This is a genomic window from Mesorhizobium sp. M1365 (assembly GCF_040317865.1).
Lineage (GTDB): Bacteria > Pseudomonadota > Alphaproteobacteria > Rhizobiales > Rhizobiaceae > Mesorhizobium.
The window spans coordinates 165011-184350 of sequence record NZ_JAMYLG010000004.1; the positions used below are offsets into that span (position 1 = coordinate 165011).

15 protein-coding genes are annotated in these 19340 nt (G+C 62.6%); all 15 read left to right on the plus strand.

Annotated features, from left to right (window positions below):
• Window positions 1-14 precede the first annotated feature (14 nt).
• The 15 genes from NKH04_RS06910 to NKH04_RS06980 all read left to right on the plus strand — a co-directional run bounded on the left by NKH04_RS06910 (window position 15) and on the right by NKH04_RS06980 (window position 19288).
• Window positions 15-881: an ABC transporter permease gene (locus NKH04_RS06910; protein WP_353017517.1), complete on the plus strand. Its 867-nt coding sequence runs from the start codon at window positions 15-17 to the stop codon at window positions 879-881.
• Entirely contained in the window at window positions 878-1798 is a 921-nt protein-coding gene (locus NKH04_RS06915; RefSeq protein ID WP_353044123.1) for an ABC transporter permease, read from the plus strand. Before NKH04_RS06910 ends, NKH04_RS06915 begins: the two co-directional genes overlap by 4 nt.
• Before the next feature lie 32 nt (window positions 1799-1830).
• Window positions 1831-3474 (plus strand): ABC transporter substrate-binding protein, encoded by a 1644-nt coding sequence (locus tag NKH04_RS06920; protein ID WP_353044124.1) that lies wholly within the window; start codon window positions 1831-1833, stop codon window positions 3472-3474.
• Window positions 3464-4408: an acetamidase/formamidase family protein gene (locus NKH04_RS06925; RefSeq protein WP_353044125.1), complete on the plus strand. Its 945-nt coding sequence runs from the start codon at window positions 3464-3466 to the stop codon at window positions 4406-4408. The genes NKH04_RS06920 and NKH04_RS06925 overlap by 11 nt, the downstream gene beginning before the upstream one ends.
• On the plus strand, window positions 4405-6201 hold the full coding sequence (locus NKH04_RS06930; RefSeq protein WP_353044126.1) for an ABC transporter ATP-binding protein: 1797 nt from the start codon (window positions 4405-4407) through the stop codon (window positions 6199-6201). Before NKH04_RS06925 ends, NKH04_RS06930 begins: the two co-directional genes overlap by 4 nt.
• A 204-nt stretch (window positions 6202-6405) precedes the next feature.
• Window positions 6406-7290, plus strand: coding sequence for a dihydrodipicolinate synthase family protein (locus tag NKH04_RS06935; RefSeq protein WP_353044127.1), 885 nt, complete (start codon window positions 6406-6408; stop codon window positions 7288-7290).
• Window positions 7291-7329: 39 nt separating this feature from the next.
• Window positions 7330-7989: a GntR family transcriptional regulator gene (locus NKH04_RS06940; RefSeq protein WP_353044128.1), complete on the plus strand. Its 660-nt coding sequence runs from the start codon at window positions 7330-7332 to the stop codon at window positions 7987-7989.
• 61 nt (window positions 7990-8050) lie between these two features.
• The gene (locus tag NKH04_RS06945) at window positions 8051-9388 is read left to right on the plus strand and encodes an extracellular solute-binding protein (RefSeq protein WP_353044129.1); all 1338 of its coding nucleotides are present in this window, start codon (window positions 8051-8053) and stop codon (window positions 9386-9388) included.
• A gap of 35 nt (window positions 9389-9423) precedes the next feature.
• Window positions 9424-10326 carry a carbohydrate ABC transporter permease gene (locus tag NKH04_RS06950; protein ID WP_245274609.1) on the plus strand — a complete coding sequence of 301 codons (903 nt, stop codon included), beginning with the start codon at window positions 9424-9426 and terminating at the stop codon, window positions 10324-10326.
• The gene (locus NKH04_RS06955) at window positions 10327-11148 is read left to right on the plus strand and encodes a carbohydrate ABC transporter permease (protein ID WP_023674179.1); all 822 of its coding nucleotides are present in this window, start codon (window positions 10327-10329) and stop codon (window positions 11146-11148) included.
• Between the two features lie 40 nt (window positions 11149-11188).
• Complete coding sequence (locus NKH04_RS06960; RefSeq protein ID WP_352470623.1) at window positions 11189-12247, plus strand: ABC transporter ATP-binding protein; 1059 nt, start codon at window positions 11189-11191, stop codon at window positions 12245-12247.
• 206 nt (window positions 12248-12453) lie between these two features.
• Entirely contained in the window at window positions 12454-12846 is a 393-nt protein-coding gene (locus NKH04_RS06965) for a hypothetical protein (RefSeq protein WP_353044130.1), read from the plus strand.
• Between the two features lie 238 nt (window positions 12847-13084).
• Window positions 13085-14179, plus strand: a complete 1095-nt coding sequence (locus NKH04_RS06970; protein ID WP_353044131.1) for an HlyD family secretion protein — start codon at window positions 13085-13087, stop codon at window positions 14177-14179.
• Window positions 14176-15756 (plus strand): MFS transporter, encoded by a 1581-nt coding sequence (locus NKH04_RS06975; protein ID WP_353044132.1) that lies wholly within the window; start codon window positions 14176-14178, stop codon window positions 15754-15756. The genes NKH04_RS06970 and NKH04_RS06975 overlap by 4 nt, the downstream gene beginning before the upstream one ends.
• Before the next feature lie 403 nt (window positions 15757-16159).
• Window positions 16160-19288, plus strand: a complete 3129-nt coding sequence (locus tag NKH04_RS06980; RefSeq protein ID WP_353044133.1) for a PAS domain-containing protein — start codon at window positions 16160-16162, stop codon at window positions 19286-19288.
• The last annotated feature ends 52 nt before the right edge of the window (window positions 19289-19340 follow it).

Genomic DNA, 19340 nt, shown 5'->3' on the forward strand with positions numbered 1-19340 from the left:
CGGCCGCCGGGCGTATGCCAGCCAAGCCTCGCGCCGGCGTCTGGCGACGTCTGCTAAAACGGCCTCTCGCTTTGCTCGGCCTCGGGATTATTGCCGTTGTCTTGGCCGGCGCCATTCTTGCACCGTGGCTGACAGGCTACGATCCGAACGAGCAGATGTTCGACGGGCTCACGCTTGAAGGCGCGCCACTGCCGCCGGGGGGCCAATTCTGGCTAGGCACCGACCTGCTTGGCCGCGACCTGCTGACCCGTCTCCTATTCGGCGCGCGCACGTCGCTGATCATCGGCATCGTCGCCAATGGCGTGGCGCTTCTGATCGGCACGCTGGTCGGCATCACCGCCGGCTATTTCCGCGGCTGGATCGGCAGCGCGCTTATGCGCTTCACCGATTTGATGATGGCTTTCCCGGCGCTGCTGCTCGCCATCTGCCTGGCGGCGGTGCTCCAGCCGAGCCTGTGGATCGTCGCCATGGTGATCGCATTGGTGAACTGGGTGCAGACCGCCCGCGTCATCTACACCGAGACAAGTTCGCTCTCCGAACGCGAGTTCATCGATGCCGAGCGCACCATCGGCGCAAGCGCCCCACGCATCCTGTTCCGCCATATCCTGCCACATCTTTTGCCGACGATCATCGTCTGGGGCACGCTCGGTATTTCGACCACGGTGCTGCTCGAAGCGACGCTCAGCTATCTCGGCATCGGCGTGCAACCGCCGACCGCGTCATGGGGCAACATCATCTTCGAGAACCAGACCTATTTCCAGGCCGCGCCCTGGCTGGTCTTCTTTCCCGGTGCGGCGATCCTGGCACTGGCGCTGGCCTTCAACCTGATCGGTGACGCACTGCGCGACATCCTCGATCCGACGCAAAGGGGGCGGGCATGATCGCCTATCTCGGCCGCCGCGTTGTCCAGTCGGTGCTCATCTTGCTCGGCGTCTCTCTGATCACCTTTGCGCTGCTCTACCTGCTGCCCGCCGATCCCGTCCGCCAGATCGCCGGCCGCAGCGCCACACCCGAGACGGTCGAAAACATCCGCCGGCAGCTCGGCCTCGACCAGCCCTTCGTCGTCCAGTATTGGCACTATCTGACCAGCCTTCTCAGCGGCGATCTGGGGCGCTCCTACGTTCAGCGCTCGGAGGTCACGGAGCTTATCGTCTCGCGGCTGCCGGCAAGCCTGCTGCTGATGGTCGGCGCCATTGCCTGCGAAGTCGTGATCGGGCTGACGATGGGCCTCATCGCCGCCGTCAAGCGTGGCACCGCCACCGACCAGTCGCTGATGGTCGCCTCCTTCGTTGGCGTCTCGGCGCCGCAATTCGTCGTCGGCCTGCTGCTGCTTTATGTGTTCGCGGTGCGGCTCGGCTGGTTCCCGATCGGCGGTTACGGCACCTGGCGTCATCTGGTGCTACCGTCGCTGACCATGGGAATTCTCGGCGCCGGCTGGTACGCCCGCATGATGCGCTCGTCGATGATCGACGTGCTGCGCCAGGACTACGTGCGTACCGCGCGTGCCAAGGGTCTTGCACGCAGCGCCATTATCCTCCGGCACGCGCTGCCCAACGCCATCCTGCCGGTCATCGCCATGATCGGCATCGATATCGGCATCTTCATGGGCGGCATCGTGGTTGTCGAAAGCGTGTTCGGCTGGCCAGGCATCGGCCAGCTAGCCTGGCAGGCCATTCAGCGCATCGACATTCCGATCATCATGGGGGTCACCCTGGTTTCGGCCTTTGCCATCGTGCTCGGCAATCTCCTGGCCGACACTGTCGCACCGTTCATCGATCCACGCATCAAGCTCAGATGAAAACCAAGAAAACCAGAGAAAGGGAACATGACATGAGAAAATATCTAATATCGACCGTGGCGGCATCGGCGCTTGCGCTGGTGCTTGGCATGACAAGCGTACGTGCCGAAGACGCCGTCGATCCGAATGCCAAGCAGGGCGGCGCGATCACCATCACCTACAAGGACGACGTCGCCACGCTCGATCCGGCCATCGGCTATGACTGGCAGAACTGGTCGATGATCAAGAGCCTGTTCGACGGGCTGATGGACTACGAGCCGGGCACCACCAACCTGCGGCCCGACCTTGCCGAGAGCTACGAGATTGCGCCCGACGGCAAGACCTTCACCTTCAAGCTGCGCCACGGAGTGAAGTTCCACAATGGCCGCGAGATGACCGCCGACGACGTGAAATATTCGCTCGACCGGGTCACCAATCCAAAGACACAGAGCCCGGGTGCCGGCTTCTTCGGCTCGATCAAAGGCTATGACAACGTCGCTGCCGGCAAGGCGGAAAGCCTGGCGGGCATAACCGTCGTCGATCCCTACACGATCAAGTTCGAGCTGACCCGGCCCGACGCCACCTTCCTGCATGTCATGGCGATCAACTTCTCGCATGTGGTGCCGAAGGAAGAAGTCGAAAAATACGGCGCAGACTTCGGCAAACATCCGGTCGGAACGGGCGCCTTCAAGCTCGCCGAATGGACGCTCGGCCAGCGCGTGGTCTTCGAGCGCAACCCGGATTACTGGCACAAGGGTCTGCCGCATCTCGACAAGATCACCTTTGAGATCGGCCAGGAGCCGATCGTGGCGCTGCTGCGGCTCCAGAAAGGCGAGATCGACGTCCCCGGCGACGGCATTCCGCCGGCGAAATTCCAGGAGGTGATGGCCGATCCCGAGCAGAAGGCCCGTGTTGTCGAGGGCGGCCAGTTACACACCGGCTATATCACCATGAATACCACCATGGCGCCCTTCGACAACGTGAAGGTGCGGCAGGCGGTCAACATGGCGATCAACAAGGACCGCATCGTCCAGCTGATCAACAACCGTGCGGTGCCGGCCAATCAGCCGTTGCCGCCGTCGATGCCTGGCTATGACAAGGAATTCAAGGGCTATCCCTATGACGTGGCCAAGGCTAAGGCCTTGCTTGCCGAGGCCGGGCATCCCGACGGATTTGACACGCAGCTGTTTGCCATGAACACCGATCCCAACCCGCGCATCGCGCAGGCCATTCAGCAGGATCTGGCGGCGGTCGGCATCAAGGCCAGCATCCAGTCGCTCGCGCAGGCCAACGTCATCGCCGCCGGCGGCGACAAGGCCGGTGCGCCGATGATCTGGTCCGGCGGCATGGCCTGGATCGCCGACTTCCCCGATCCGTCGAACTTCTACGGCCCGATCCTCGGCTGTGCTGGTGCCGTCCCGGGCGGCTGGAACTGGTCGTGGTATTGCAACAAGGCGCTCGACGCCAAGGCGGCCGAAGCCGACTCCATCGTCGACCCGGCCAGGGCTGGCGAACGCGCCAAGATGTGGAGCGAGATCTACGGCAAGATCATGGAAGACGCGCCCTGGGCACCGGTCTTCAACGAGCAGCGTTTCACCATGAAATCAACCCGCATGGGTGGCGCCGACAACCTCTATGTCGACCCGGTCCACATCCCGATCAACTACGACAATGTGTATGTGACCGATGTGCAATAACTGCGACTACACCATCCACGGGCGCCACCATCATTTCGGCTGGGACAATTCCTTTGTCCCGGCCGAACGGGTGGCGCCAGGGGCGACGATCGAGTTCCAGTGCTTGGACTCGTCCGGCGGGCAGCTGACGATGGAGAGCACCATCGACGACGTTGCTTTGCTCGACTTTGCCAAGGTGAACCCGGTCACTGGGCCAATCTATGTCGACGGGGCAGAACCGGGCGATGCCCTGAAAATCACCATCGAGGCGTTCAAGCCATCAGGCTTCGGTTGGACGGCGAACATCCCGGGATTCGGTCTGCTGGCGAATGACTTCTCCCAACCGGCACTGAATATCTGGAAGTACGACGCCGCCTCGCTCGAACCGGCGCTGTTCGGCAAGAGCGGCCGGGTGCCGCTCAAGCCCTTCGCCGGCACCATCGGCAATGCCCCGGCTGAGCCGGGTCTGCATTCGGTGGTTCCGCCGCGGCGCGTGGGCGGCAACCTGGATATCCGCGATCTCGCCGCCGGCACGGTGCTCTACCTGCCCGTAGAGGTCGCGGGCGCGTTGTTCTCGGTCGGCGACACGCACGCCGCGCAAGGCGATGGCGAGGTCTGCGGCACGGCGATCGAGAGCCCCATGAACGCCGTGCTGACGCTCGATCTGGTCAAGGATGCCCGGCTGCGGACGCCGCGTTTCACAACGCCCGGTCCGGTGTCGCGGCATCTCGACACCAAGGGCTACGAGGTGACAACCGGTATCGGGCCGGATCTGATGGACGGCGCCAGGAGCGCCGTTTCCCAGATGATCGACCTGCTCTCCGGCCGCTACGGCATGGATCCGGTAGATGCCTATATGCTCGTCTCGGTTTGCGGTGACCTGCGCATCAGCGAGATCGTCGACATGCCCAACTGGGTGGTTTCGTTCTACTTCCCCCGCTGCGTCTTTGAATGAAGGTGGAGGACATCAAACGATCCGGGCAGGCCGCCGCGGAGAGTGGCTCTGTCAGGCCGGTACTCAGCGTCTCAGGCCTGAGCGTCGCCGTGCGCGGCGAGGAGGGCGAGCGCGAGGTCGTCTCCGACCTGACATTCGGACTGATGCGCGGCGAAACGCTTTGCATCGCCGGCGAGTCCGGTTCCGGCAAGTCGATGACGGCGCTGGCCATCATGGGCTTGCTGCCGCAGCCGGCGGCACGCATCGGATCAGGCTCCATCCGGCTCGGCGATCAGGATCTCGCCGCTCTCAGCGAGAGCGGCATGCGCCGCATCCGCGGCGACCGTATTGCCATGATCTTTCAGGAACCGATGACATCGCTCAATCCGGTGCTGTCCATCGGCTGTCAGCTCACGGAGGCGATCGAGGCACACACCTCGATGTCGCGCTCCAACTCGCGGCTGAGGGCGCTCGAGGCGCTGAAGGCAGTCCGAATTCCGGATGCCGAACGGCGGCTCGAGCACTATCCTCACGAACTCTCAGGCGGCATGCGCCAGCGCGTGATGATTGCCATGGCTCTGGCCCTGAACCCGGACGTGCTGATCGCCGATGAGCCGACGACCGCCCTCGATGTCACGGTTCAGGGCGAGGTGCTGGAACTGCTACGCGACCTGCAGCGCGAGCACGGCACCAGTATTATCCTGATCACGCACGACATGGGCGTCGTCGCCGAGATGGCGGACCGCGTCATCATCATGCGCGACGGCCGGATGGTCGAGCAGGGCAGGGCGGCTGACATCTTCAATCGCCCGCAGGCCGACTATACACGCGAGCTTCTGGCCGCCGTGCCGCGCATCGGCGGCGGACGGACCGCCGAAGACCGACAAGACGCCGCCAACATGCCGGCCGAGCTTGTATCTGTCAGCGATCTTCACGTCCGCTTCGACCTGCACGGCGGCTTCTTCGGCCGCGTTGACCGCAGGGTGCACGCGGTCGAAGGCGTCAGTTTCTCGATCGCGCCGCACGAAACCCTGTCGCTGGTCGGCGAATCGGGCTGCGGCAAGTCGACGACGGCCAAGGCGATCGCCGGGCTGGTGCCCTACACCGGCAGCATTTTAATCGGCGGCCAGGACTTGTCGGCGCTCAGCCGCAAGGAGCGCAAGGCTGTCCGCCGCAATGTGCAGATGATCTTTCAGGATCCCTTCGCGTCCCTCGATCCGCGCATGCGGGTCGGCGATCTCGTCGCCGAGCCTCTGCTGATCCACCGCCTCGGCGACAGAGAGCAACGGCATGCCCAGATCGCCGCCCTGTTCGAACGCGTCGGCCTCTCGGCTGACCAGATGGAGCGCTATCCCCACGAATTCTCCGGCGGGCAGCGCCAGCGAATCTGCATTGCGCGGGCGCTGGCGCTGCGACCAAAGCTGATCATTGCCGACGAAAGCGTCTCTGCTCTCGACGTGTCGGTGCAGGCGCGCGTGTTAAGATTGCTGAAGGAGCTGCAGCGCGAATTCGACGTCGCATATCTCTTCATCTCGCACGACATGGCGGTGGTCGAGAACATCTCCGATCGCGTGGCGGTAATGTATCTGGGGCAGATCGTCGAGATGGGCACCCGCGACCAGATCTTCTCCAACCCGCGCCATCCTTACACAAAGCGGCTGATCGAAGCCGTTCCGGTTCCCGATCCAGGCCGGCGCCGCGCCCGGTTCGCCCGTTTGGACAGCGAAATTCCAAGCGCTGTGCGGCGCATCGGTGACGAGCCCCGGAAACTCAAGCTCGAAGATGTTGGCGACGGCCACCTCGTCGCCACTTGATCGAGCTTAGGCTGCCTCGTGCAGCCAATCCCGCAGAGGCTCGGGGACAGCTGCATATGTGATGTTCGAGCGGAGGAAAATGATCGGCGATGGCGCTGCCGCGGCAGCGCCGTTCGGCGATGCCGGGTTGGCAACATCACCCGTTTACACCTGACATGTTAGCGTGCTAACGCTACATCCACATTGATTTCAACGGAGATCGTATTGGCTTCCCGCTTTGGTCTTTCGGTTGCCCTGACCACACGCTTCGACCCGTCGGGGCAGATAGCGCTCGCGCCGATGATCGCGCATGCCCGAGCCTGCCTTGGTGCCGGCTGCAGCAGCGCGACGCTGTTCGGCACCACCGGCGAAGGAGCCTCGGTCGGCACCGACGAGCGACGGATCGTCACCGAGGCCATGCTGGCGGCCGGTATTCCGCCACATCAGCTCGTCGCCGCAGTGCTGGTCGATGCAGCCGAAGATGCCGCCGATCAGGCCCGGCACGCTTTGCAGCGCGGCGTTCGCAACATTCTGCTCGCTCCGCCGAGCTACTTCAAGAATGTCGGCGAGGACGGGCTGTTCGGATGGTTTTCCGCCGTCTTCGCCGCACTCGGTCCGCTGGCGCGCGACGTGCTGCTCTATAACATCCCCTCAGTCACCATGGTGCCGCTCCCGCTTGGGCTGATCGGCCGGCTGCGCGCCGCTTTTCCCGCTGTGGTGGCCGGGGTGAAGGATTCCGGCGGGGATTGGAGCTACAGTGAGGCGCTGCTTGAGGCGCACGGCGATCTGGTGATCCTCATCGGCGACGAACGGCATCTGGCGAGAAGCGTGCGCCGCGGCGGACAGGGCGCGATTTCCGGCATGGCTAATTTTGTTACCGGCGAAATCCGGGCAATGGTCGAAAACGGAGGCGACGACCCACGCGTCGAAGACTTCGTGCTCGAATTGCTCAAATACCCGGTCACGCCGGCGGTGAAGGTCATGGTCGCGCGCAAGACCGGCGACGAGCGCTGGCTGGCGGTCCGCCCGCCCCTAGAGGCGATCGATCCACAGGGACAGCGGCAGCTTGCCGCTGCCTACGACAGGCTGTTTGCGACAGAGGCGGCCTGACCGACAAGGCCGGGTTGACCGACAAGGAAGCGAGCTGAAGTGGAAGACGGCAGCGAACCGATCACTCTCCGGGAGAAGGCCTATGCCAGCTTCACGCGGCATTTGCTGGCCCGCGATCTGCGGCCGGGTCAGTTCGTGTCACAGCGCGAACTGGTCGCTTTCACCGGGCTGCCGCTGGGTGCCATTCGCGAGATCGTCCCGCGTCTCGAGGCCGAGGGACTGCTGACCACCATCCCGCAGCGCGGCATGCAGATCGCGCATATCGATATCAATCTGATCCGCGAGGCGTTCCAGTTTCGGTTGTTCATGGAACGCGAGGCAGTGGCGCTATTCACGACCAGCGCTTCTGATACCGAACTTGCCCGCATGCGGCGCGAACATGAAGAGATGCTGGCCCAAGCTCTCGGGCAGGCACCGACGCCGGAAATGGAAGCCAAGGCCCAGAATATCGACTGGGCGATGCACGACACCTTCATCAATGCACTCGGCAACGAGATTATCGCCAAGGCCTATCTGGTCAACTCGGTGAAAATCCGGCTGATCCACCAGGAGCGTTTCCGCATCGACGGTCGTGTGGTGCCGGTGATGCGCGAACATTTGGCGGTCATCGAAGCCATGGAGAGCCGCAATCCGCAAAAAGCGGTTGAAGCGATCAGTCTGCATATCGACAATGCGCGCCGGCTGGCGCTCCAGATCTGAGGAAATATAGCCGCGCCGCGGTTCGCGGCGCATCCACAACGACAGCAACCGGGAGGAAGAAATGTCGTCCAATCTGTTCAACCCAACCAGGAGGCAACTCCTTGCCGGAACCGCGGCGCTAACCGCTGCCGGCCTTGTGGGGCTTCGCCCCGGCTTTGCCGCAGGCGTTGACTGGAAACGCTTTGCCGGGACGACGCTTGACGTCAATCTGGTGAAAAGCCCGCGCAGCGACACCATCCTGAAATATCTCGCCGAGTTCGAGGAACTGACCGGCATCAAGGTCAATGCCGAGGCAACGCCCGAGCAGCAGCAGCGCCAGAAGACGGTGATCGAGTTGAGCTCGGGCAAGCCGAGCTTCGACGTCGTGCATCTGAGCTACCACGTGCAGAAGCGCCAGTTCGAGAAGGGTGGCTGGCTGGCCGACATCGCCGGCTATCTCGCCGATCCGTCGCTCACCGACCCGGCGCTGGTCGAAAGCGACTTCGCCGAAGCCGGCATGCTGTTTGCCAAGGACGGCCAGGGCGTGCTGCGCTCGCTACCGTTCTCGGTGGACTACTGGATCCTGTATTGGAACAAGGAGCTGTTCGAGGCCAAGGGCCTCAAATACCCTGAGACCTTCGAGCAACTGGTGGCAGCCGCCGAAGCGCTGACCGACCCCTCGACCAATACATACGGCTTCGTCGCCCGCGGGCTCAAGAACGCAAACACGCCGGTGTGGACGTCGCTGATGCTCGGCTACGACATGACGCCGCTAGATGACAAGGGCAAGCTGCGCACCGAGGCTCCCGAGGCGATCGAGGCTGCCGCGCTCTATCAAAGACTGATGACCAAGTCCGCCCCTCCGGGCGTTACCGGGTTCAACTGGGCCGAAGCACAGTCGGCCTTCCTGCAGGGCAAGATCGGCATGTGGCTCGACGGCGTGGGTTTTGCCCCGCCGATGGAAAATCCGGAAAAATCGAGGGTGGTCGGCAAGGTCGGTTACGGCGTGATGCTCAAGGGTCCCAAGGCGCATGCCTCGGGCACCTTCGGCGACGGGATTGGCGTTACCGCCGCCAGCGAGAAGAAGGAGGCTGCCTATCTGTTCTGCCAGTGGGCGGTATCGCCAACCATGGGTGCACGGCTGTTGCAGGCCGGCGCCGGCGTTCCGTTCCGCAAATCCGTGCTGGAGGATCCTAAGGTGCGCGAAGGCGTCACCATGCCGGCAAGCTGGCTTGATGCCGTGGTCGGCTCGGGCAATATCAGTCGGCTGGCACTGCCGGTCATCATCCCGGTCACGGAATTCCGCGACATTTATGGTGTGGCGTTGACCAACATGATTGCCGGCGCCGATCCAGCCGCGGAGCTGAAGAAGGCCACCGAACAGTTCCAGCCGGTTCTCGACAGGAGCGAGCAGGGCTGATGTCGGCCACCACCCCAGAACAGACCGGGGTGACGATGCCGGTTATCGACGGGAGCCAGACGATCCGGCTGGCTCCCAACTACTGGCCTTTCGTTGTCCCCGCACTCGTCGTCGTCGGCGCCGTCATCGTTTTCCCCTGGGCTTTCACCCTGTGGATGAGCGTCAATCGCTGGACGCTCGGCCAGTCGCGGAGCTTTGCCGGGATGGAAAACTATCTCCGCCTGGCCAGCGACCCACGTTTCTGGGAATCCCTTGTTCATACGTTGACCTACACCTTCCTCTCGGTTGCAGCGCCGATGCTGCTGGGCACTCTGGCCGCCCTGATCTTCGATGCCAGGTTTCCGCTGCGCGGCTTGCTGCGCGGCGTCTTCGTCATGCCGATGATGGCGACACCCGTTGCCGTCGCACTGGTTTGGACAATGATGTTCCATCCTCAGCTTGGCGTGCTCAACTACCTGCTGTCGCTGGTCGGCATCCCGGCTCAGGAATGGATATTCAACGCCAACACGGTCATCCCGTCGCTGGTTGCGGTCGAGACCTGGCAGTGGACGCCGCTGGTCATGCTGATCGTGCTTGGCGGGCTGGCCTCGGTGCCGCGCGAGCCCTTCGAAAGCGCCGAGATCGATGGCGCCAATGCCTGGCAGCAATTCCGCTATCTCACTCTGCCGATGATCGCGCCGTTCCTGATGATCGCGGTCATCATTCGCACCATCGATGCGCTGAAGAGCTTCGACATCATCTACGCGATGACCCAGGGCGGGCCGGGAACGGCGTCGGAGACCATCAACATCTATCTCTACAACACCGCCTTCTCCTACTACGATATCGGCTACGGCTCGGCCATGGCCGTGGTGTTCTTCATTGTCATCGTGGCCCTGTCGTTTGTCCTGCTGATGCTGCGCCAACGCTCGCAGTGGATCGATACGGAGGGCAAATAGATGAGTTCACGGCTGCTCAACCAGATTGGTCTGTTTTTCGCTGCCCTGGTTTTCGTCTCCCCGGCGATCCTGTTCTTCCTCTGGATGATCTCGCTGTCGCTGAAATTCGAGATCGACAACGGTGCCTATCCGCCGATCCTGATCCCCGAACGCTTCGCCTGGTCGAACTATGTAAAGGTGTTCGAGGAGAACAATTTCCTGCTCTATCTCTGGAATTCGGTGCTGGTGACCGGCACGGCGACCTTGCTGGCGCTGCTGATCGGCGTACCGGCCGGCTATGGCATCGCACGGCTCAAGGCTGAACGATCGGCGGTCGTCATCATGATCGCCCGAATGACACCTGGGCTATCCTATCTCATCCCGCTGTTTCTGCTGTTCCAATGGATCGGGATACTCGGCACGCTGTGGCCGCAGATCATCATCCATCTGGTGGTGACGGTGCCGATCGTGGTGTGGGTGATGATCGGCTATTTCGAGACCACGCCGATGGAACTGGAGGAGGCGGCCAACATCGACGGCGCCAGCTCCTGGCAGGTTTTCCGGCTGGTTGCCCTGCCCATCGCCAAGCCAGGCATCGTCGTCGCCTTCATCCTGTCCGTGATCTTCTCGTGGAACAATTTCGTCTTCGGCGTCGTGCTCGCCAGCCGTGAGACGCGCACACTGCCGGTCGCCGTCTACAACATGTTGTCCTACGAGCAGGTCAGCTGGGGGCCGCTCGCCGCGGCGGCGCTGGTGGTGACGTTGCCAGTGCTGATCCTGACCATGTTCGCGCAAAGGCAGATCGTGGCGGGGCTGACCGCCGGCGCCGTCAAGGGCGGTTGAGCGCGCGCCCGGACATCACTCTTTTTCCAGGAAAGATCCAATGGCATCGGTAACGATCAACAACGTGCAGAAGGCCTTCGGGGCCACCAAGATCATTCACGACGTCAGCGTCGACATCGCCGACGGCGAATTCGTCATCCTGGTCGGCCCGTCGGGATGCGGAAAATCGACGCTGCTGCGCATGATCGCAGGCCTTGAGACGATCTCCGGCGGGAAGATCGCCATCGGCGAACGCATGGTCAACAATCTGCGCGCGCGGGACCGGAACATCGCCATGGTGTTCCAGAATTATGCGCTCTATCCGCATATGACCGTTGCCGACAACATGGGCTTTGCCCTCAAGATCAAGAAAGCCGACCCGGCCGACACCGCTGGCCGGGTCCGGAAGGCAGCCGGCATCCTCGGCCTGGAAAAGCTGCTTGACCGCTATCCGCGCCAGCTTTCGGGCGGCCAGCGTCAGCGCGTCGCCATGGGCCGCGCGATCGTACGTGACCCGCAGGTCTTTCTGTTCGACGAGCCGCTCTCCAACCTCGACGCCAAGTTGCGCGTCCAGATGCGCGGCGAGATCAAGGCCCTGCACCAGCGGCTGGGTACCACGACGATCTATGTCACGCACGACCAGATCGAGGCCATGACGATGGCCGACAAGATCGTCGTGCTGCATGACGGCCTGGTCGAGCAGATCGGCGCGCCGCTGGACCTCTACGACCATCCGGCCAACCTCTTCGTTGCCGGTTTCATCGGCTCGCCCGCCATGAACTTCATTGCCGGCCGCATCGAGGAGGGCGTGTTCCGCAGCGCCGGCGGGTTGGTCCTGCCGTTGCCGGAAGGCGCCCAGCCCGCGGATGCCGCAGGACGCGAACTCGTCTACGGCATTCGACCGGAACATATCCGGGCGACGGGGCAAGGCGTGCCGGGTACGATCACGCTTCTCGAGGCGACAGGCTCGGAAATCTTCGCCAGGGTCGACTGCTCCGGTGAAGAAATTTCCTGCCTTTTCCGAGAAAGGCTTGCGCTCAGGCAGGGCGAAGGGGTGGGGATCGAGATCGACCGCGCATGTGCGCATCTGTTCGACGCAGCAACCGGTCGGCGCATCTGACCCAATGGTCTGGTGAATGCGTGGTCGGCCTTAGGTCGGCAACGCGAATTCATCGGCGACCTCGATGGCGCGGCCTTCGCTGGCCGATCTCTGGGCGCCGAGACCCATGACGACGGCCCACCAGCCGTCTTGCAAGGTCACTTCCACTTTGCCTTGTTCGCGCACCGCAGCGGTGAAGCGGGCGTGCTCGAAATAGTCGAACCGCTATGGTCGCCTGCCTCGAGCAGCCGGGGGTCGACGGGAATCTCCAGCAGGCGTGGTCCAGGCGGATTGCGCGGACTGACGATCAACTGGGGGACTGGCGCAGGGCCAAGCTGGGTCGGCCAGAAACGGCCTGGTCCGGGAACCAGACATTCGATCTTTCCGTCGCCGCCGACAGCGCAGAGTTGCTCCTGGTAGCGGCTGCCCTCGGCAAACATGCAGAGTTTCCAGCATGGCGCGCGCGCCGCGAGGGCGCTCTCTGCGATCATTGCTGCCACAGGATGATCCGGAAACGCTTCAAAGTGGATTTCTCGTGGGCGGTCTTCGGCACTACGGAGATCCGCGCCGGCATGTTCGCGCGCCTGAATCCGGCTGACCGACAATACGACCTGTGCTGAGGTTCAGTACGAACTACCGATCAGGGCAGATGGGATGTTCGTCCGCGTGATAGCGGCGAGGCGTGAAATCCGCGATCGTTCTGCAGTTCTGCTTTGCTGCAGAGCCGCAGCTCGACGGAGACGTTCTCGTGAACCTGTACTGCGCACCGTGCGTTTGCAGCCTTGCCGAACATCTCGCTCTTCGGGAGGCGGATACCTCCTTCGATAGCGAGCGCATCGACCGGGTGTCGAGGCAATCATGAGCCGAGCCCGCAAGATCGCAATCGCCATCGTCGCCCTTATGGTGATTCCAATGGCAGCTATTTGGAGCTGGCAATGGTTCACGCGGGGCCGGTTCGAGGAAACGACCGATAACGCCTATCTCCGCGGAGACATTACCAGCATCGCGCCGAAGCTCGCCGGTTACGTCGTCGAAGTCGACATAGACGACAATGCCAGTGTGTCAAAGGGTGCTGTCCTGTTTCGCATCGACGACAGCGACTACAAGGCCAAGGCCGAGCAGGCGAAAGCCAACGTCGCCGCCCGGCAGGCGGAAATCGCCAACATCAAGGCGACCCGTGAACTGCAGGACGCATTGATCGAGCAGGCTGAGGCGCAGAAGCAATCTGCCGCAGCCGACCTGCAATTCGCCCGCGCCAACCTGAACCGCTACGTCACGCTGCAGAAGAACGGGACCGCAAGCGATCAGAAGCTGCAGGATGCGCAGGCCGGCCATGACAAGGCAAAGGCATCGCTGGACGGTGCAGAGGCCAATCTGCTGGCTCAAAAATTGAAGCTCGGTGTCCTGGATGCACAGTTGTCCGGTGCGCAGGCAGCCCTGTCCCAGGCACAGGCAGCGCTCGACCTGGCAATGCTCGACCTGGCCAACACCGTCGTGAGGGCCCCGGTCGGCGGCATCGTCGGTAATCGCCAGATCCGTGTCGGCCGCTATGTCACCCCAGGGACAGCAGCCTTGGACATCGTTCCGGTTAACGATGTCTGGATCGTTGCCAACTTCAAGGAAACACAGCTGAAGCAGGTTGAGATCGGCCAACGGGTTCGCGTCATGGTTGATGAATATCCAGATCTGCAAATCGACGGCCTTGTCGACAGCTTCGCTCCCGGTAGCGGCGCGGCATTCAGCCTGCTGCCGCCGGACAACGCCACCGGAAACTTCATCCGCGTCGTCCAACGTGTGCCGGTCAAGATCAGGATGACGCGCAATCCGTTGCCCGGCCGCCTGGTTCCGGGACTCTCGGCTCGTGTTGCCATCACCGTCGGCACCAGGGATGCTCCGGCTGTAGCACAGGAAATGCAGACAGGCGGGATTGCGGACGGGCGCTCAGCACAATGATGCACCTCGCCGAAACGGCGGCTGTGCAGCGCCATCCCGGTACATTGCGCGCTTGCTTGATAGCAACCGGCGTCGTGCTGGCCGCCTTCATGGACGCGGTCGCATCCACTGCACTGTCCATCGGCCGGATCGACATGCTCGGCGACACCTACGCAACGTTGGACGAACTGGCGATGATCGACGTTGTTTTCATCGCGGCCAAGCTGACGGCGTTCCTTGTCGCTCCGCTACTTGTGACGGCAGCCAGGCCGACCGCCTGCCTGCGCGCGGCGGTTGTCGCCCTTCTGCTGGCATCCGCGGCCTTGACGTTGTCAGTGGACCTCACCTGGATTTGCATCTGCCGCATTGTCCAAGGGCTGGCTGGCGGCACAGTTCTCGTCGCCGGCCAGACACTGCTGTTCTTTCGGTTCCCGCACCGGCATCAGCCGGTCGTTCAGGCGGTTTTTGCCGTAGGCGCCGTCATGGCTCCGACGACCGTCACGCCAGCCCTGCAGGGCTGGCTTGTCGACCATCTGACCTGGGAGTGGATATTCCTGAGCATCATTCCGCTCGGCATCGTCTCCCTTGTCCTGTTGGCGGCGGACGGCGATCGGACCTTTTGGCGGAAAACCAGGTTTCCTGCCGTCAGGATATTGTTGCTCGGCATCAGCGCCGCGCTTTTGACTTACGTCCTGCTGCAAGGCAGCAGGTTCAACTGGTTCGACGACACCGACATCACCTTCCTTGCCGCAACCGGTATGACGGCTGCCGGCCTCCTGGCCGTCTGGGAGACCCGCTTTCGTTCAGAAGGCTCACTGCTGGCCATCTCGCCCCTTGGCAATCCGGACTTTCGCTTTGGCCTTCTCGTCAGCTTCGTCGCCGGCTCTGCCCTTTCAGGCAGCGCCTATCTTATTCCGGCTTTTGCCCTCAACGTGCTCGATTTTACCGCGACGGGCGCAGGAGTGCTTCTGCTGCCCAGCGGAGCCATGCTGGCGCTTGGACTTCTGTTGTCCGGCTTCGTCATCCAAAGAACCGGGATGCGCCCGATCGCGCTTGCGCCATTTGGCATTCTGCTCTTCGCAGGTGCCATGTGGCTGCTGTCCGCTTCGACGAGCGGTAGCGGATCACCGGACCTGACCCTTGCTCTGCTGCTGCGAGGATTCGGCCTCGGCCTTCTGTTCGTGGCACTGACGCTGGTTACGCTGCAGGGCCTTGCCCCTAATGCGTTGCCGTTTGGCATCGGGCTGTTCAACTTCGGCAAGCAGGTGGGCGGTCTGACCGGCACAGCCCTCTTGCAAACGTATATTGATCACCAGAATGTCCACAACCGGACGATACTGGCGTCCCACCTCGTCAATGGCGATCCAGCCGTAGACCAGCGCTTGAGAGCAACTGCGAACGCTCTGGCGAACAGTGTCGACAGCACTGCGGCGACAAAGACCGCCCTGCCGCTGCTGCAGCGCGCGCTTGAGAAGCAGGTCGCCACGATCTCGTTCGACGAAGCTTTCTTCGCGCTCGTCCTGCTGTTCGCGGTCGCTGCGCCCTGTCTCATTGTCGCCAAACAATTGCTCGGCCGCCAAGCCGCTCCGCAGAACTAAAACCGCGTCCACGCCCTATACTTTGGAGCAGATGTGTTGGTCGGGAGAGGCTTCCAGATTATCTCATGAGCCGTGTTAACCGGACGAGACAGGGATGACGAATGCAGAGGTTTTTCCGGTTTCACTCTGCAGCCGACGAAGAGGCAGCCGAGTGTCTTACCTGTTCGGCTCGTATTCCCAGTGGTAGGTGTTGATGCATCGATCCGCGCCGCTCCTCGCGCGAGGCCCATCGTAGGGCCCCGTAGCGGCGATATCTCCGCGCAATGCATGGATTTCCATGAGATGCAGCCGAGGCATGGCGGAACTAGATTTAGGCGGTGAGTTCGCCTGTCCAGATATTGAAAACAAGTGCTATATCAAGCGCTGACCGTCCCCAGGCTTTTTTGTCCGACAGGAGAAGCCAATGACAGCAGCGTCCAACTCACTTGGCGAAATCGACCCCGAAGCAACGCTTGCGCTGCAAATCATCGAGAGCATGCCCGGCCACGCGTGGGCAGCCGATGCCGCCGGAAGATTCACCTATGTCAGCCCAAACACGCTGGCGTTCCTCGGCAACATGCATGAGGATCTCAACACTTCCGAAGACGACGATGATTTCGGCTGGCGTCGAGCCGTCCATCCCGACGATTATGATCCCGTAGCCGCCAGATGGCGGCATTGCCTCGAAACCGGCGATCCCTATGATACCGAGCATCGCCTGCGGCGCGCCGATGGCGTCTATCGCTGGTTTCGAAGCTCAGGACGACCATTTCGCGATAGCCAGGGGCGCATCGTTCAATGGTACGGCACGACAATAGACATCGAGGACCAGAAGCGGGCCGAGTCAGCATTGCGCGACCGGGAGCGGGAACTCTCGCAGCTCGTGGATATGGTCCCGAGTCATATCTGGCGGCTCGATCCCGATGGCGAGCCGATCTTCTTCAATGGGCGCATGGTCGACTTTCTCGGCCTCGATGTAGCGGATCTGGACCGACCGGGCATGAGCCGGCTGGCGGCGATGATACAGGCCGCCGTTCATCCGGACGACGCAGCAGCATTCGGCGATGCACTTCGTGGTTGCTTCGCTACCGGTGCGAGCTTCGCCATGCGCTATCGCCTGCGCCGTGCCGATGGCGTCTATCGCTGGATGTCGAGCCGGGCGGAGCCGATGCGCGATGGCGCTGGCCGCATCGTCCAGTGGTACGGCCTCTGTCACGACATAGACGATCAGATGCACGCCGAAGCGGCGTTGCGGCAGAGCGAGCAGCAACTTCAGCACATGATCGACGCCGTGCCGGTCCGCATCTGGAGTGTGATGCCGACCGGCGGGCCGGTCTACTTCAACAAGCGATACCAGGACCATTTCCGCTCCGTTATCGCGAACTTTGACGCGCTCGGCGAGCCGGGAATCGAAACGTTGCTGCACGAGGTGATTCATCCCGAAGATGCGCCCGAGGTGCAGCGCACGTTGCTGAGGTGTTTCGAAACTGGCGGCGGCTCCGCGATGCGGTTTCGCTGGCGCGAAAAAGACGGCACCTATCGCTGGGCTGAGTGCAGGGTCGAGCCGCGACGCGATGACGATGGAACGGTCGTGCAGTGGTACGGGGTTTCTCTCGACATCGACGATGAGGTGCGCGCGCAGGCGGCGTTGCGCAAAAGTGAGCGGCGCCTTCAGCAGCTGATCGACACCGTGCCCGCTTTGATCTGGAGTACGACACGGGAAGGGACGCCTTCCTACGTCAACAAACGGTTCACCGATGTAACCGGGGCCACGCTCCGCGACATCACCGCCCCGGACGGCTCGCCGTCGCTGAGCGTGATCCATCCAGACGATATCGACACCGCACGACAGGCGATCCGCCATTCATTCGCAACGGGCGTGCCTTACGTTCAGAGATATCGCCAGAGGCGGGCCGACGGCGGCTATCGCTGGACCGAGACTCGCGCCGAGCCGCTGCGCGACGAAGATGGCAGCATTCTCCAATGGTACGGCGTGAGCGTCGACATCCATGACCTGGTGACCACGCAAGCCGCGTTGCACGACCGGGAACGAGAGCTCTCGCAACTCGTCAACATGGTTCCGAGCTACCTCTGGCGGCTATCTCCCAACGGTGAGTCGACCTTTTTCAACAAGCGCCTGATAGATTTTCTCGGCCTGGACATAGCGGACGCGGAAAAGCCGGACACGAGCCTGCTGGCGGCCTTCATTGCCACCGTCGTCCATCCCGACGATGCAGCCAGCCTGAAGGAAGCACTCGACAGCTGCTTTGCCACCGGCGAGCGCTTCTTCATGAAGTATCGCCTGCGCCGTGCCGATGGCGTTTATCGTTGGATGGAGGGCCGCGCGGAGCCGCTGCGGGACCAGGGTGGACGCATCGTCCAATGGTACGGCCTTACGCACGACATCGACGATCAGCTGCGCGTCGAAGAGGCGCTGCGCGAGAGAGAACGGACTCTCTGGCAGCTCGTTGAAACGCTGCCGGCAATGATCGATTGCGCCGCGCCGGATGGCGAACCGATATATCGCAGCCAGCAGCTCCGCGAATTCCTCGGATACAATCTTGAGGAATTGGACGAAGCGGGAAAGTCCCGGCTGGCTGGCACACTCGACGCCGGTGTTCATCCCGACGACCTGACAGGTGTCAAAGAGAGATATGCCGATTGTCTGTCCACAGGCGAGCCGTATGCGCGACGGCACCGTCTGCGGCGCTTCGATGGTGAATATCGCTGGGTCGAGACGCGCGCCGCGCCGATGCGCAACGCTGAAGGCGCCATAGTGCAGTGGAACGTTATCTGCCTCGACATCGAAAATGAGGTGCGGACACAAGAGGAGCTTCGGCTGGCACAAGAGAGACTTGCGCGTGCGAGCCAGGCGGCGAGCCTTGCCGAACTCTCCGCATCCATCGCTCATGAGGTGAACCAGCCGCTGGCCGCCATCGTCGCCAACTCCAACGCATGCCACCGTTGGCTGTCCGCCGAGCCCCCGAACGTCGAGCGCGCGAAGATCACGGCCGAGCGTATCATCCGCGATGCCAACTCGGCGGCGGATGTCGTCAGCCGCATCCGTGCCTTGTTCAGACCTTCGCTTGAAATGAGAACCAGCACGCCGATCCCCAGCGTCGTTGCCGAAGCACGTGACCTTATGGCCGAGGAAGCCATGCGGCGTCGCGTTCGCATGGACATCGACGTCGAAAGCGACCTTCCGCTGGTTGCGTTCGATCGCGTCCAGATCCAGCAGGTCCTGGTCAACCTCATTCGCAACGGCATGGAGGCGATGGACACCACGGCGGGCGACAAGGTTCTCGGAATGCGCGTGCGCCGGATAGAGGACACGATCCAGACCGAGGTCAGCGACCGAGGCCCGGGTATCGAACGTCCCAACAAGATATTCGAGCCGTTCTTTACAACGAAAGGGAACGGAATGGGCATGGGGCTCGCGATCTCCCGTTCGATCATCGAGTCTCACGGCGGACGCCTTTGGGCGGAGAATAGCGTGCCGCGTGGGGCGATATTCATCTTCACCCTCCCGGTTGAAGCGAAAGCTGCGCAATAACTGGCGGCGCTCAGTAAGCGCTTGGTTTTTCGGCTCTCGGTGAAGGGGCGCC